Below are 13,915 nucleotides of genomic sequence, written 5' to 3'. Positions count from 1 at the left end.
CACTGTGGGAGCTGGCTTGCCAGCGATGGCCGCACCGCGGTTTCAAGTCAGGCAATCAGCCCTTGAGCTTGGCCCAGATGCGGTCCTGCAGCTCCCGCGCCTTGTTGCTGCATTCCTTTTCCGGGCGCAGGCGCGAGGCGAATTCGTCGGGCATGTTGATGGCATCCATGACCCGCCACTTGGCGTCGATCAGCTTGTCGCTCTGGATGCCGTTGTCGTAGGCGATGGCGTTGGACACGGCGGCGGCGTTTTCCGGCTTCATCATCCAGTCGATGAAGATCTTCGCGTTGCCGGGGTGCGGTGCGCTTTTCGGCACGGCGAAGTTGTCCTGGAACATCGCCAGGCCTTCCTTCGGATACACGTACTTGATGGTGCTCTTCTGCAAGGTGGCCCGCGCTGTCGAACCGTTCCAGTTCTGCATCATGATCACCTCGCCGGAGGCCATGCGGTCGACGGTGTTGTCCGAGCTGTACATCTTCAGGAAAGGTTTCTGTTTCTGCAGCAGTTCAAGGATGCGCTTGGCGTCCTGCGGGTTTTCGCTGCATTCGTCGACATTCAGGTAGTGGCTGGCCGCGTTGATCACGCTGCTGGAGGTGTCGAGCGCGGCGAGCTGGCCCTGCAGTTCCTTGCGCGGCTCGAAGAACTCTTTCCACGAGTCGTCGAGCTTGCCGCCAGGCACCCGCGCGCTGTCATAGGAGAACCCGGTGGTGCCCCACAGGTACGGTGCCGAGAACTTGCGGCCAGGGTCGAAACTGGGGTCGCGGAATGCCGGTTTGACGTACTGGAAGTTGGGCAGGGCGGAAGCGTCGATTTCCAGCAGCAGGTCCTGGTTGATCAGGGTGCGCATGATCGACTGCGACGGCACGATCACGTCATAGGCCGCGCCGCCAGCCTGCAACTTGGCCAGCAGGGTTTCATTGCTGTCGTAGCCGTCCATGGTGACCTTGATGCCGGTCTCCTTTTCGAACTTGGCCAGCAGCTCGACCGGGTAGTAGTCGGTCCAGTTGTAGAAAAACAGTTCCTTGGGCTCGGCGGCCTGGGCGCCGAACGAAGTGAGTGCGGTGAAGCAACTCAAGGCCAGACCGGCAACGGCGAAACGCATGCTTTTGACTTTCTTGCTCATATCGGAAGGCTCCAGGCTCATTGTTGTTTGCCGCGCTGTCCCAGCCAGAAGGCCAGCACCACCAGCACGATGGAAATCACCAGCATCAGCGTTGAAATCGCATTGATCTCGGGCGTCACCCCGGCCTTGATCGCCGAGAAGATGTACACCGGCAAGGTGGTCGAACCCGGACCTGCGACGAAGAAGGTCATGATGAAATCGTCGAGGCTGACCACGAACGCCAGCACCGAACCGGATAGCACCGCCGGCCACAGCAACGGCAAGGTCACCCGGCGAAACACCTGCCAGGGGTTGGCGTACAGGTCGTTCGCCGCTTCCAGCAGGCTCTTGTCCAGGTCATTGAGCCGCGCACGGATCGGCAGGTAGGCAAACGGAATGCAGAAGCCGATGTGCGCGACGATCACGGTCAGCAAGCCGAGCTTGATCCCCAGCGCCATGAACAGCAGCAGGGTGGCCACGGCGGTGACGATCTCCGGCAGGATCAGCGGCAGGTTGATCCCGCCCTCGACCATCTTCTGCCCATAGAACGGCCGGTAGGTCGCCAGCGCCGCGAGCAGGGCAATCGCCGTGGCGCAGACCGTGGCGATGCTGGCGACGATGATCGAGTTCAGCGCCGCTGTCTGAATCGACGGGTTGGCGAGGATGCGTCCGTACCAGGCGAACGAAAACTCGGTCCACACCGTCGCCGAACGGTTGGCGTTGAAGCTGTAGGCGATCAGCACGAAGATCGGCAGGTACAGATAGGCCAGCATCAGCAGGCTGACTTCGCGGGTCAGCGGCAGTTTCTTCAGGTGCAGGGCAATCATGCTTGGGCTCCCGGGCGTTGGGCCTTGGCGGCATTGCGGCTATAGAGGGCGTAGAGCACCAGGGACACCAGCATGATCCCCAGCAACAGGAACGACAGCGAACTGCCCAGCGGCCAGTTGCGTGCGGTGCCGAACTGCTGCTGGATCAGGTTGCCGATCATCAAGGTCTTGCCGCCGCCGAGAATCGCCGGCGTGATGAACGCACCGAGACTCGGCACGAACACCAGCAAGGCACCGGCAATCACCCCCGGCATCGACAGCGGCAGGATGATCCGGCGCAATGCGTGCCAGCGGTTGGCGCCCAGGTCGTAGGCAGCTTCCACCAGGCGCCAGTCGAGCTTTTCCAGGGTCGAGTAGATCGGCAAAATCATGAACGGCAGGAAGCTGTAGACCAGGCCGACGCTGACCGCGAAATCGTTGTAGAGCAGGGTGATGCCGCCGGCCTGGGGCAACAGCGCGTTGAGGCTCTGGGCGACCCAGCCGTGCTCGCGCAGGATGATCAGCCACGCGTAGTTGCGGATCAGCAGGTTGGTCCAGAACGGGATGGTGATCAGCAGCACCATCAGGTTGCGCCGGCGCGGTGTCAGGCTCGACATCCACAACGCCACCGGGAAGCCGAACAGGAAACACAGGACCGTGGTGCCGCCGGCCTGGAACACCGAACGCAGCAGCGCCTGGGCGTAGACCCAGTTCAGCTCCAGTTCGCCGTCGAAACCTTCCTGGAAAAACAACTGCACATAACTTTGCAATTGCCAGTCGGCCTGCCAGTCGACGCCGCCATAGACGTTGCGCGGTAACAGGCTGATGTAGCCCATGATGCCCAGCGGAATGGCGATCAGGGCCAGCAGGGTCAGGACTACCGGGCTGAGCAACAGCGCGCGGTTAAGGGCCGGGGAAGTGCTGCTGACGCTCATCTCAGGCCTCCATCAACAGGCAGGCGTGAGGCGGCAGGTTGACCGCGACGCGATCACCGACCACCCGCCCATGGTTCAGGCCTTCGTTGTTCTCGCGCAGCATGACCTTGATGTCATTGTTCAGGCGGCACTGATAGAGCGTGGCTGTGCCGACATACAGCACGGCTTCGATCACACCGCGCAGGTGATGCGGTTGCGTCGGCTCGACCAGTTGCGAGCGCTCGGGGCGGAACGCCAGTTGCACGTTGCTACCGTCAAAGCCCTGGGCCGCGCAGGGGATCTCCACAGGCATGCCGTTGGGCACGAAGATGTTTTCATTCTGCTGGCCGCGCTTGAGGTGGCCGGGGAGGAAGTTGATGTCGCCGATGAATTGCGCGACGAACTGGTGTTGCGGCCGCTCGTAGATCTCGTTGGGCGTGCCGATCTGCAGGATCTTGCCGGCGGACATCACGGCAATGCGATCGGACAGGGTCAGCGCTTCTTCCTGATCGTGGGTGACGAAAATGAAGGTGATCCCGGCTTCTTTCTGCACGCGCTTGAGTTCGACCTGCATTTCCTTGCGCAGCTTGAGGTCCAGGGCCGAGAGTGGTTCGTCCAGCAACAGCACTTTGGGTTTCGGCGCCAGGGCCCGGGCCAGGGCCACCCGTTGCTGTTGGCCACCGGACAGTTCGGCCGGTTTGCGCCGCGCCAGGTGCTGCATTTGCACCAGTGCGAGCATTTCCTCGACGCGCTGCGGGATCAGTTTGCGATCAAGGCCCTGCATCTCGAGGCCGAAGGCGATATTCTGCGCAACACTCATGTGCGGAAACAGCGCGTAACTCTGGAACACCGTGTTGACCCGACGCTTGAATGGCGGCAAATCGTTCACCGGCTCGCCCGCCAGACGGATCTCGCCTTCGCTGACATGCTCGAAGCCGGCGATGGTGCGCAACAAGGTGGTCTTGCCGCAGCCCGAGGGGCCGAGCAGGGTGAAGAATTCGTTGTCGGCAATATCGACAGAAACGTTATCCAGCGCGGGTGCCAAGCCCGGGTCGTCGGAATACCGCTTGGAGACGTTACGCACTTCGATTGCAACTGGATGACCCATAATGGTGCATTCCTCTAATTATTGTATGCAAAATCTGGATGCAATTTAGAAATACCCGGATTAATCTGCCCGTGCAAGCCCCTTTTTCAATGGCTGTTCATCCGCCAGGGTCGGTTGCACTGGATGTAAGGAGTTGATGAATGACGGAAAAGAAACTGGAAACCACGGTCGACCGTGTCTACCAAGGGGTTTACGAGGCAATCAGCAAGCGCTCGCTGCGTCCGGGAATGAAGCTTGGCGAAGCGTCTTTGGCCGAACTGTTCAATGTCAGCCGCACCTCCGTTCGGGCCGCGCTGAAGCAATTGGAAGCCGACGGACTGGTCACCACCGAGCCCAATAAAGGTGCATCGGTGTCGTTGCCGAGTGACGAAGAGATCCGCTCGCTGTTCGAAACCCGGCGCCTGGTCGAGATCGGCATCGTCAGCGAACTGTGCCGTCGGCGTGATACGGCGGTGACCCAGGACCTGCGCGATCACCTGCTGCTGGAGGATGAAGCGCATCAGAGCGGTGATCACGAACGGCTGATTCACCTGCTCGGCGAATTCCACATCAAACTGGCCCGCAGCCTGAACAATCCGGTGCTGCTCGACTGGTTCCAGAAGCTGATTTCCCGGGCGTCGCTGTATGCCGCCGCGCTGGATGACGACAGCCATGAAGCCTGCCGCGACGATGAACACCTGCGGTTGATCGAGTACATCGAAGCGGGCAACCAGAGCGCGGCGATCGAACTGACCTGCATGCATTTGAATGGCATCGAGAAGGCCATCCTGGATGTCGCGGCCACGCTGAAAAGCAGTTACAACCCGCTCAAGCATTTGATTGAGGTCTAGGCCCCTCTCCGGTGGCCCGCCAGAATCAGCTATACCTCTATGAAACGAATAGTCTTCGCGACGCTCGAAACAAACGGGTGCAATTTACCGGGATAGAGCCAGCCGATGCAGTTTCTAGAGGATAGCCACGGGTGTGCCGGGTGGAACGGCGAAATGGCCGGGCGCATTCGTGCGTTCGACTGGAGCCCGACAGAACTGGGCCCGCTCGATTCATGGTCGAAGAGCCTGAGCAGCGCGGTGCAGTTGATGCTCGCTTCGCCGCTGCCGATGGTGATGCTCTGGGGACAGTCGGGGTACATGATCTACAACGACGCCTACTCGAAGTTTGCGGGTGGGCGTCATCCCTACCTGCTGGGTTCCGCGGTCGAGCTGGGCTGGCCCGAGGTCGCCGAATTCAATCGCCACGTGGTGGATACCTGTCTGGCGGGCGGCACCTTGTCCTATCGCAACAAAGACCTGGTGTTACTGCGTGACGGCGTTCCCGAGGATGTCTGGCTCGACCTCTACTACAGCCCGGTGGCCGGCGACGACGGGCGTCCGGCCGGGGTCATGGCCATGGTGGTGGAAACCACGGAACGGGTGATCTCCGAAAGTCGGCGACAGGCGGCCGAAGACGCTTATCGCGCGGATAACGAACGAGTGCGCCTGGCATTGAACGCCGGCGCCTTGCTCGGCTCATTCGTCTGGGACATCAAGAGCAACGTGTTGTCGGGTGACGAGCGCTTCGCCAGCACGTTTTCCTATCCGCCCGGACAAGACTTGCAAAATCTGCCCCAGGACATCGCACAAGGCCGGATCCATCCGGACGACCGCGGCTGGGTTCAGGAACGTGTCACTCTGTCGGTCGAGACTGGCGAGCCCTACAACGTCGAGTACCGGATCCAGAGCCCCGACGGCCATTACCTCTGGGTGCTTGCCAGCGGTTGTTGCGAATTCGACGAGCAGGGCAAGGCGTTTCGTTTTCCCGGCGTGCTGATCGACATTCACGAGCGCAAGATCGCCGAAGAGTCCCTGCTCAAGTTCACCCGCAATCTCGAACAGCGGGTGGCCGATGAGGTCGAGGCGCGGCTGACGGCGGAAGAACAACTGCGCCAGTCACAGAAACTCGAAGCCATCGGCGGCCTCACCGGTGGTGTGGCCCATGACTTCAACAACCTGTTGCAAGTGATCGCCGGCAACCTGCACCTGCTCGCGCGCCATGAGCCGGACAACGCCAATGTGCAGCGCCGCGTCGCGGCTTCGATTGCCGCGGTCGAGCGCGGTGCCAAGCTGTCCTCGCAATTGCTCGCATTCGCCCGTCGCCAACCCTTGTCGCCGGCGGTGTTCACGTTGCGGCAGATTTTCGATGGCCTGGCGGAATTGTTGCTGCGTGCCTTGGGTGAAACCCTGCAGGTGCACATGGCGGCGCCGGAAGATTCGTGGAGCGTGTTTGTCGATCGCAACCAACTGGAGAACGCCATTCTCAATCTGGCGATCAACGCCCGGGATGCCCTTGAAGGCGAAGGCGTGATCGACCTCTGTGCGGAAAACATCGTCCTCGATCGCGAATTTTGTGCCGGCAGGGGCATTGCCCCCGGGGACTACGTGCGGGTGTCCGTGGCGGATACCGGCGTCGGCATGCCGCCGCAGGTACTGGCCCAGGCGTTCGAGCCGTTCTTCACCACCAAGGCCGACGGGCAGGGCACCGGACTGGGCTTGAGCATGGTGTTCGGCTTCGTCAAGCAGAGTGGCGGGCATATCGAAATCGCCAGCGACGTCGGGCAGGGCACACGGGTGCAGTTGTTCTTCCCGCGCACCTTGCGCGCGGCAGCCAGTGAAACCCCGAGCCCCGATGTGCCGCAACGGGGCGGGCACGAACGCATCCTGGTGGTCGAAGACAACGAGGCCGTGCGGGTATCGGTGGTGGAGTTGTTGCGCGAAGAGGGTTATCAGATTCTCACGGCCACCAACGGTGACGTCGCCATGCAAATGCTGATGGAAGGGCTGGCGGTGGACATGATATTCACCGACGTGGTGATGCCCGGCCTGATCAAGAGTTCGGACCTGGCGGCCTGGGCCAAAGTACAGGAGCCGCCGGTGGCCGTGCTGTTCACCTCGGGGCATACCCGCGACATCATCTCGCGCAATCACCAGCTCAGCCCCGACACCCACCTGCTGAGCAAACCCTACAATCCGGACGCGCTCAGGCAGATGGTGCGCAGGGTGCTGAACGGCTGAGCTGTATTGATGGCGCCTATTTATCCGGATGGGCAGCTTGCAGTGCCTTCGCCATCTCCAGGTGTTTTTCCAGGGCCGGCAGCATTTTTTGCGCGAAGCCCTTGAGTTCGGTGGCGCCCTTGACCTTGTCGTCCGTCACCGTATTGGCTTCTTTCTTGAACAGCGCAATGGCTTCTTCATGCGCCTTGACCTGATTGTCGGCATAGGCCGCATCGAAGGATTCATCGCGCATGTCGAGGATTTTTTCCTTGGCTTGCTTGGTCAGCGTCGTGCTGTCCGGCACTTCGATGTCGTGTTTTTTCGCCAGGGCGGCCAGCTCATCGTTGGCCTTGGAATGATCGCTGATCATCATGTTGGCGAACTTCTTGATGTCGGCCGATCCGCTTTTTTCCAGGGCAAGCCGACTGGCCTCGACTTCGGCGATCCCGCCGGCAGCCGCTTTGTCGACAAAATCATTGGAAGTGGCAGCCAGGGCGCTGCCCATGAAACTGCTCATTGCGATGACCAGGGCCAGGTGACGCACGTTGAATCCGTCCATTGATGTTTCTCCACGCAGGTTTCAAAGAAGATCGAATGATCGTTAACCGGTGGAGGCGCCAGCGTCGGCAAAGGTTTTATCGCATTTGCGACAGGACGACGAACGGGCACCGCTGGTCTGACGGGTGGTCGACATAACGGGCTATCCGAGGCCATTCTGATAGTTGGTGAACGCAATTGATCGCGTTTCGCTACCGATCAACAAACGGAGGTGTTCCATGCCGGTGCCACATGACCTTTATCAGGATCTGAAACGCTCAAAGGAAGAAATCCAGCAGAAACGCACCAAGGATCCGTTACTGGATTCACTGCTTAACAAGTATTCCCAGGCGGATGCCGAAGTGGTGAAAGCAGAGGAGGCCAAATCCAACGATGACACCGTAAGGAAACTCAAGGAGGCGCGTCTGCTGGTCAAGGACAAGATCGTCAGGCAGCTTGGCCCGTCGTCCTGATCCAGCGTGCCCGCCACCGGCGATCGGTGGTTGAATAGTTGGAACGGCAAACCGAACCGGCACCTCGAATGCACAGGGACCGATATAACGGCTCTCAACGAGGTGCCTCATGACCCCGCCCGGATATCCCGGCGAACTGATCATTGCAATGCCTTGCTTAAAGGCAACCGCGCCATGTGCTGCGCTTTCAGCGAGCCGAAATACAACCAGTCCCCATACTCGCGCACCGTGGTGATCGGTGCGTAGCTGTCGCTGCTGTTGTCCTGCAGGTTGGCGATCACTTTGCCTTCAAGGTCCAGGCCCAGGGCAAAACCGCGTTTTTCCACGGGTTTGGGCAAAATGGTCAGGGCCCGCACGATCATCTTGCGCACGAACGGATGCGCCGCCGTGCCGTCCAGCAAGGCGTTTCGGGGGGCATACAGCGCTACCCAGAACCGGTCGTGCCCATTGAACGACAGGTTGTCCGGCAGGCCCGGCAGGTTGTCGATGAACAGGTCATGGGTGCCGGCCTTGGGGCCGGTCAGCCAATAGCGGCTGATGCGGTAGGCGCCGGTTTCGTTGACCAGCACGTAGGCATCGTCCGGTCCCATGGCCACGCCGTTGGCAAACTCCAGCTTGTCCAGCACCACCGTGGTCTTGCCGCTCTGGAAGTCATAACGCAGCAGTCGACCGTCGCCGCCGTGTTCGATCACGGCCTCACCGTCGTGGCCATAACCGAAGCGGCTCGAAGCATCGCTGAAATAGGCGTAGTGACCGGGTTTGTCGATGACCACATCGTCGGTAAAACCGAAGGGCACACCGCCGGCCTCTGTGGTCAGGGCCACCAGGCGACCCTGGGCGTCGAGTGACAACAGGCCCTTGACGGCATCGGCGATCACCAGCAGACCATTGGGATGCCGGGCCAGGCCCAGTGGCCGGCCACCGGTGTCGGCCAGGACTTTTCTGCTCTTGCCATCCACGCTGGTGCTGATCAGGCGACCGTCGTGCAGGCCGGTGATGAGGGTGTCGTCGTTTTCCAGCAACAAGGCTTCCGGTCCGTCGATGTCAGCGGCGCCGACGCGCTCCATTCCCCGCAGTCGCTGATTCTCAGCGTAGATGCCGCTGGTGAGGGATGGCGCCGGTTGGGGTGCCCAGGCCACCGGTCGAACCTTGGTCGGCATCAACAGCAGGAACGCGCCGATGACGACTATGGCCAGCAACAGGCTCTTGAAGATTTTGCTCACGCGCTGACCCCTGTCGCCGCCAGGTATTTGTGGGCCATGTTGCGCAAGGCCAGCATCGATGCCGCCGATTCCCGGTCGATGCGCCGCTTGAGCAACAAGCGGTTGGCAATCCGCATCGCCAGGCCGCTGAATTGATACTCCAGGGTGCGCACGAAACGTGTGTCCGCGCCGCTGCCTTCGCATTCGTAGGTCACCACCAGCGACAGGCCATGATCACCCCGGGCCCGGGCACTCCAGCGCCTTCCGGGCAGATACTCCGCCACCTCCCAGCTCAAGTGCCCGTCGCGGCCCCCGGCGCGGATGTCTTCCTCGAAACGTGCGCCGGCATGCAACGGACCTTTTGGCCCATCGATATGCAGCGACGACGGGTGCCATTGCGGCCAAAGGGTCACGGTACTGGCGTAGGCCAGGACATCGACGGGCTTTCCGGTAATCACGATCTGATGCTGCATGCGGGTCATGGGCGTCCTCGCAGGGTTGAGCGGCGCAGGTTCCGGCTCCCAGTACAGGGTGCCGAACAGGTAGTCCATCAGCGGGAAAACGATGTTGAAATTACGCTCCTGCATCAGTTCGCGGCGGTGATGCAGTTCGTGCAGCCGGCGCATCTGGCGGATCCATGGCAACCGCGTGACCGGGTTGTTTGGCGGCAGATGCTCGCAGGCGTGAAACACTTCATAAGCCAGGTAACCGAGGACAAGAACGCCGCCGACCAACCCGGCGACGTTGCTGTCGATGTGCTTGAGCAGCCACCACAGGGGCAGGGCGACGGCCAGGGTGTGCAAAACGATCAGCCATGCCGGAAACAGAATCACCCGCCAGTCGCGGGCACCGTCCCAGGTCATGTGGCCGGGGGTGAAAAAGCTGTGGTGGTCGCCGGCGTGACGGGCATAAAACAGCCGGGCGAAGCTTTTTTTATGATGACCCAGGTGGCGATGCACCGTGTACACGCCGAGGTTGAACAGCAGCAGCGTGACGGGCACTGCCAGCCATTGCGCCGGCCGTACCTGATGCACGTTGCTCCAGAAAACGCTGATCGCCAGTGCCCCGAACAACAGGACAAAAGCCCCGTGCAGCCAAGGGTTGTAGAGAGGATGAATGGCGGCGCGGTAACGGCTGCGGAATCCTTCGGTGGTCTGCCTCACTGCAATCACCTGTGGTTATTGTTATCTCCAGCAGATTAGTCGATTCCAGTGTCCTGGCGGAGCGAACCTTGAGGACACAACCGCCATGATCCGGTGCAAACCGGACTCAGGTCAGCGGGTCCCAGCGTTGCGACCAGTCTTCGTCGGAATCGATCACCTTGCGCAGCAAATCAAAGGCGTGTTGCAGCGTCGGCGAGTCACGATCGCGGGAGTAGACCAGATAGGTCGGGTAGTTGAATTCCGGAGCCTTGGGCACCCGCTCCAGGGCGCCGCTATCGAGATAACTCTGCACGACACGGGTGCGGAAATAACCGCTGCCGCCGTTTTCCAGAAGGTACTGCAAACCCAGCGGGCCCAGGTTGAAACTCAGTGCGGCCTTGGCTTTTTCCGGCAGGGCGGCATCGTGCTGGCGTCGGAAATCGGCGCCCCAGTCGATGTACACATAGGGATCGGGCTTGTCGGCCAGGCGCACGAGAATCAGCTTCTCTTCAAGAATCTGCTCGACCTGCAAGCGTGGCCAATACTCGGGTTGATACACCAGCGCGGCATCCAGAACGCCCAACTCGAGTTGGCGCAGCAGGTTTTCGCCGTCACGGATTTCCATGCGCAAGGCGTGGCTGGGAATGTGCTCGCGGATTTCGCCGGCCCAGCCGAGCATCAACGGGTTGCACAGGCTCACCTCGCCACCGATGTGCAGCACGTCGCGATAACCCTCGGGCAGGGGCAGGTCACGCCGCGCCGCTTCCCAGGTTTGCACCAGTTGATTGGCGTACACCACGAAGGCTTCACCGTTGGGCGTCAGGCGAGCGCCGGCGCGATTGCGCACGAACAGGGTGCTACCCAGCTGGCTCTCGAGTTTCTGCACCCGCGCGGTGATGGCGGTCTGGGTGACATGGAGCTTCTCGGCAGCCGCGGCCAGGCTGCCGTGGCGGACGATTTCCAGAAAGGTGCGGGCGAGGTCGATGTCCATGGGGTGGCCGGTGTGGGAGGTTCAGGCATTGTAAGAGCGGATACCTCACTGGCACCACTCATACCCTGTGGCGAGGGGGCTTGCCCCCGTTGGGGCGCGAAGCGGCCCTTTAGGCCCGCTCAAACATAGCGGGGCTTCGGATTGACGACTGCTTCGCAGTCGAACGGGGGCGAGCCCCCTCGCCACAGGACCAGCAAAAACGACGAATCCCGCCACTAAGGGCGGGATTCGTTTGCAGCAGGCACGCTCCCGAAGACCGGGAGCCGGGTGCTTACGACGGGAACAGCTCGGACAGTTTCATCGCCAGCATCATGTCGCCTTCAGCGCGCAGCTTGCCGCCCATGAACGCTTGCATGCCGTCAGTCGAACCGTCGACGATGCCTTCCAGGGTTTCGCCGTCCATCACCAGGGTCACCTGGGCGTCCGGGTTCTCGCCTTCCTGCAGCTCGCAAGTGCTGTTCTTGACGATCAGCGAGAAGTTCTTGGTGTCGTCGATGCGGAAACCGAAGACCAGGTCCAGACCGGCAGCAGCGGCTGGGTTGAACTTGGCTTTCATTGCTTGTACGGCGTCTGCTACGGAGGTCATGGTTCGATCCTTTCTTGGGTAATAGAAGCTGATTACAGCCAGGGTCACAATAGTCCGGACTCAGCGAAACGTGATGAGTTCCGGGGCCTTCAACAGTTGCAGGTGCACATGACTGTTGAAGGAAGCCAGCGCCACCTCGCGACCACGAAACTTGAGCTGGTTGAGCGAGGTGTTGACGATTTGCCAATTCAATTCAAAGGCCTGCCGGGCAGGCATTTGTGTAATCAGGTGGAGCAGGGCGGTGATGGTGCCGCCGGAGGTGAACACGGCGATCTTCTGGGTGTTGTCGGCCTGGTCGAGGATACGCTGCAAACCGGCCTGAACCCGCTCGACAAATCCCAGCCAGCTTTCCAGCCCCGGCGTGTCGTAGGTGCCGGCGAGCCAGCGCTCGATGATCAGGGCGAAGATTCGCTGGAACTCGGCACGGTTTTGCGCGGCGTTGCGCAAGATGTGCAGCGCTTCGGGTTCGTCCGCCAGCATCGCCGGCAACAGCGCGCGGATCACCGCGTCGGCATCGAATTCGTTGAAGGCGGAGTCGGTTTCCAGCAACGGCACCGGCAGGCCCACCGCGGCGAATTGTTCCAGCGCGCTGTTGGCCGTGTGCTGCTGGCGGCGCAGATCCCCTGCCAGGCAGCGGTCGAAGCTGATCCCGAGTTCAGCCAGGTGCCGGCCAAGGATTTCAGCCTGACGAATACCGGTTGGCGACAGGACGTCGTAGTCGTCTGCACCAAAGGAGGCCTGGCCATGTCGAATCAAGTAGATGCTGCCCACGTCCGCGTCATCCCGGTACGTTGAAGGTTTGGCGAGGTTATGAGGATGGCGTTGAGCTGTCAATGAAAAAACATACGCTTGTTTGAAATGCTCGTTACACGCCTGTAACCAGAGGTGTCACGGCTGGTCGCAAGGCCGGTGCATGAGTATGCTGGTGGTATCCCGCGCGCGTTGATGCCGCGCATCGTCTAAGGAGTCCCTGTGGAGTTTTTGTCCGAGTACGCCATTTTCCTGGCCAAGACCGTGACCCTGGTGATCGCCATTCTGGTGGTCCTGGCCAGTTTTGCCGCATTGCGCAGCAAGGGGCGGCGCAAGTCCGCCGGCCAGTTGCAGGTCAGCAAGCTCAATGATTTCTACAAGGGGCTGCGTGAGCGCCTGGAGCAGACCTTGCTCGACAAGGATCAGCTCAAGGCCTTGCGCAAGACCCAGGCCAAGACCGACAAGAAACAGAAGAAAAAACCCGAAGCCAAACCCCGGGTGTTCGTGCTGGATTTCAACGGCGATATCAAGGCTTCGGCCACCGAGAGCCTGCGCCATGAAATCACCGCACTGCTGACCCTCGCCACGCCCAAGGATGAAGTGGTGCTGCGTCTGGAAAGCGGCGGTGGCATGGTTCACAGCTACGGCCTGGCGTCCTCGCAACTGGCGCGTATCCGTGACGCCGGCGTACCGCTGACCGTGTGCATCGACAAGGTCGCGGCCAGTGGCGGCTACATGATGGCTTGCATCGGCGAGAAGATCATCAGCGCGCCGTTCGCCATCCTCGGCTCGATCGGAGTGGTGGCACAGTTGCCTAACGTCAATCGCCTGCTGAAGAAGCACGACATCGACTTCGAAGTGCTGACCGCCGGTGAATACAAACGCACCCTGACCGTGTTTGGCGAAAACACCGAGAAGGGGCGGGAGAAGTTCCAGGAAGACCTGGACATCACCCATCAACTGTTCAAGAACTTCGTGTCGCGCTATCGCCCGCAACTGGCAATCGATGAAGTGGCCACCGGCGAAATCTGGCTCGGTGTCGCGGCACTGGACAAACAACTGGTGGACGAACTCAAGACCAGCGACGAATACCTGGCCGAGCGCGCCAGCAAGTCCGAGCTCTATCACTTGCATTACGCCGAACGCAAAAGCCTGCCGGAGCGCATCGGCATGGCTGCCAGCGGCTCGGTCGATCGCGTGCTGCTGAGCTGGTGGAGCCGTTTGACCCAGCAACGCTTCTGGTAACGACACGCTGATTGCGGATTGATCGCCGAATAC

14 protein-coding genes are annotated in these 13,915 nt (G+C 61.0%); 4 read left to right on the top strand and 10 right to left on the bottom strand.

Annotation, left to right across the window (positions count from 1 at the left end; all coding sequences use genetic code 11):
* Positions 1-55: 55 nt before the first annotated feature.
* Genes EI969_RS05265 through EI969_RS05250 form a run of 4 tightly spaced genes read right to left on the bottom strand, consistent with a single transcriptional unit; the run spans position 56 to position 3,930 of the window.
* A complete protein-coding gene (locus EI969_RS05265; protein ID WP_160386250.1) occupies positions 56-1,123 on the bottom strand; it encodes an extracellular solute-binding protein in 1,068 nt (355 codons plus the stop codon).
* 17 nt (positions 1,124-1,140) lie between these two features.
* On the bottom strand, positions 1,141-1,929 hold the full coding sequence (locus EI969_RS05260) for an ABC transporter permease (RefSeq protein ID WP_007995935.1): 789 nt from the start codon (positions 1,927-1,929) through the stop codon (positions 1,141-1,143).
* On the bottom strand, positions 1,926-2,843 hold the full coding sequence (locus EI969_RS05255) for an ABC transporter permease (protein WP_160386248.1): 918 nt from the start codon (positions 2,841-2,843) through the stop codon (positions 1,926-1,928). The genes EI969_RS05260 and EI969_RS05255 overlap by 4 nt, the downstream gene beginning before the upstream one ends.
* A gap of 1 nt (position 2,844) precedes the next feature.
* Positions 2,845-3,930 (bottom strand): ABC transporter ATP-binding protein, encoded by a 1,086-nt coding sequence (locus tag EI969_RS05250; RefSeq protein ID WP_160386246.1) that lies wholly within the window; start codon positions 3,928-3,930, stop codon positions 2,845-2,847.
* A 140-nt stretch (positions 3,931-4,070) separates the two neighbouring features.
* Here EI969_RS05250 and EI969_RS05245 point away from each other — a divergent pair, with 140 nt between their 5' ends.
* Positions 4,071-4,760: a GntR family transcriptional regulator gene (locus EI969_RS05245; RefSeq protein ID WP_007973313.1), complete on the top strand. Its 690-nt coding sequence runs from the start codon at positions 4,071-4,073 to the stop codon at positions 4,758-4,760.
* Between the two features lie 105 nt (positions 4,761-4,865).
* A complete protein-coding gene (locus EI969_RS05240; RefSeq protein WP_160386244.1) occupies positions 4,866-6,977 on the top strand; it encodes a PAS domain-containing hybrid sensor histidine kinase/response regulator in 2,112 nt (703 codons plus the stop codon).
* Between the two features lie 16 nt (positions 6,978-6,993).
* Here the strand turns inward: EI969_RS05240 and EI969_RS05235 are convergent, their stop codons facing one another.
* Positions 6,994-7,515 carry a DUF4142 domain-containing protein gene (locus EI969_RS05235; RefSeq protein ID WP_160386242.1) on the bottom strand — a complete coding sequence of 174 codons (522 nt, stop codon included), beginning with the start codon at positions 7,513-7,515 and terminating at the stop codon, positions 6,994-6,996.
* A 217-nt stretch (positions 7,516-7,732) separates the two neighbouring features.
* Here EI969_RS05235 and EI969_RS05230 point away from each other — a divergent pair, with 217 nt between their 5' ends.
* A complete protein-coding gene (locus EI969_RS05230) occupies positions 7,733-7,966 on the top strand; it encodes a DUF465 domain-containing protein (RefSeq protein ID WP_160386239.1) in 234 nt (77 codons plus the stop codon).
* Between the two features lie 140 nt (positions 7,967-8,106).
* Here the strand turns inward: EI969_RS05230 and EI969_RS05225 are convergent, their stop codons facing one another.
* From EI969_RS05225 to EI969_RS05205, 5 genes are all read right to left on the bottom strand, one after another.
* Positions 8,107-9,189: an SMP-30/gluconolactonase/LRE family protein gene (locus tag EI969_RS05225; RefSeq protein ID WP_160386238.1), complete on the bottom strand. Its 1,083-nt coding sequence runs from the start codon at positions 9,187-9,189 to the stop codon at positions 8,107-8,109.
* Complete coding sequence (locus EI969_RS05220) at positions 9,186-10,331, bottom strand: SRPBCC family protein (protein ID WP_160386236.1); 1,146 nt, start codon at positions 10,329-10,331, stop codon at positions 9,186-9,188. The genes EI969_RS05225 and EI969_RS05220 overlap by 4 nt, the downstream gene beginning before the upstream one ends.
* A 106-nt stretch (positions 10,332-10,437) precedes the next feature.
* The gene (locus tag EI969_RS05215) at positions 10,438-11,301 is read right to left on the bottom strand and encodes a LysR family transcriptional regulator (protein ID WP_160386234.1); all 864 of its coding nucleotides are present in this window, start codon (positions 11,299-11,301) and stop codon (positions 10,438-10,440) included.
* Between the two features lie 271 nt (positions 11,302-11,572).
* On the bottom strand, positions 11,573-11,887 hold the full coding sequence (locus EI969_RS05210; RefSeq protein ID WP_007976511.1) for an SCP2 sterol-binding domain-containing protein: 315 nt from the start codon (positions 11,885-11,887) through the stop codon (positions 11,573-11,575).
* Positions 11,888-11,947: 60 nt separating this feature from the next.
* Entirely contained in the window at positions 11,948-12,658 is a 711-nt protein-coding gene (locus tag EI969_RS05205) for a histidine phosphatase family protein (RefSeq protein ID WP_160386232.1), read from the bottom strand.
* Positions 12,659-12,859: 201 nt separating this feature from the next.
* Between EI969_RS05205 and sohB the strand changes: the two genes are divergently transcribed.
* On the top strand, positions 12,860-13,882 hold the full coding sequence (gene sohB, locus EI969_RS05200) for a protease SohB (RefSeq protein ID WP_160386230.1): 1,023 nt from the start codon (positions 12,860-12,862) through the stop codon (positions 13,880-13,882).
* Positions 13,883-13,915: the final 33 nt, after the last annotated feature.

Source organism: Pseudomonas sp. PB101, from assembly GCF_009764265.1.
Taxonomy (GTDB): Bacteria; Pseudomonadota; Gammaproteobacteria; order Pseudomonadales; family Pseudomonadaceae; genus Aquipseudomonas.
The sequence above is the reverse complement of the archived record's forward strand: the minus strand, read 5'-3'. Positions and strand labels throughout refer to the sequence as shown.

Bases quoted from the DNA above. Each gene is read 5' to 3' on its own strand.
- EI969_RS05265 (WP_160386250.1), bottom strand. From the start codon at position 1,123: ATGAGCAAGAAAGTCAAAAGCATGCGTTTCGCCGTTGCCGGTCTGGCC.
- EI969_RS05260 (WP_007995935.1), bottom strand. From the start codon at position 1,929: ATGATTGCCCTGCACCTGAAGAAACTGCCGCTGACCCGCGAAGTCAGC.
- EI969_RS05255 (WP_160386248.1), bottom strand. From the start codon at position 2,843: ATGAGCGTCAGCAGCACTTCCCCGGCCCTTAACCGCGCGCTGTTGCTC.
- EI969_RS05250 (WP_160386246.1), bottom strand. From the start codon at position 3,930: ATGGGTCATCCAGTTGCAATCGAAGTGCGTAACGTCTCCAAGCGGTAT.
- EI969_RS05245 (WP_007973313.1), top strand. From the start codon at position 4,071: ATGACGGAAAAGAAACTGGAAACCACGGTCGACCGTGTCTACCAAGGG.
- EI969_RS05240 (WP_160386244.1), top strand. From the start codon at position 4,866: ATGCAGTTTCTAGAGGATAGCCACGGGTGTGCCGGGTGGAACGGCGAA.
- EI969_RS05235 (WP_160386242.1), bottom strand. From the start codon at position 7,515: ATGGACGGATTCAACGTGCGTCACCTGGCCCTGGTCATCGCAATGAGC.
- EI969_RS05230 (WP_160386239.1), top strand. From the start codon at position 7,733: ATGCCGGTGCCACATGACCTTTATCAGGATCTGAAACGCTCAAAGGAA.
- EI969_RS05215 (WP_160386234.1), bottom strand. From the start codon at position 11,301: ATGGACATCGACCTCGCCCGCACCTTTCTGGAAATCGTCCGCCACGGC.
- EI969_RS05210 (WP_007976511.1), bottom strand. From the start codon at position 11,887: ATGACCTCCGTAGCAGACGCCGTACAAGCAATGAAAGCCAAGTTCAAC.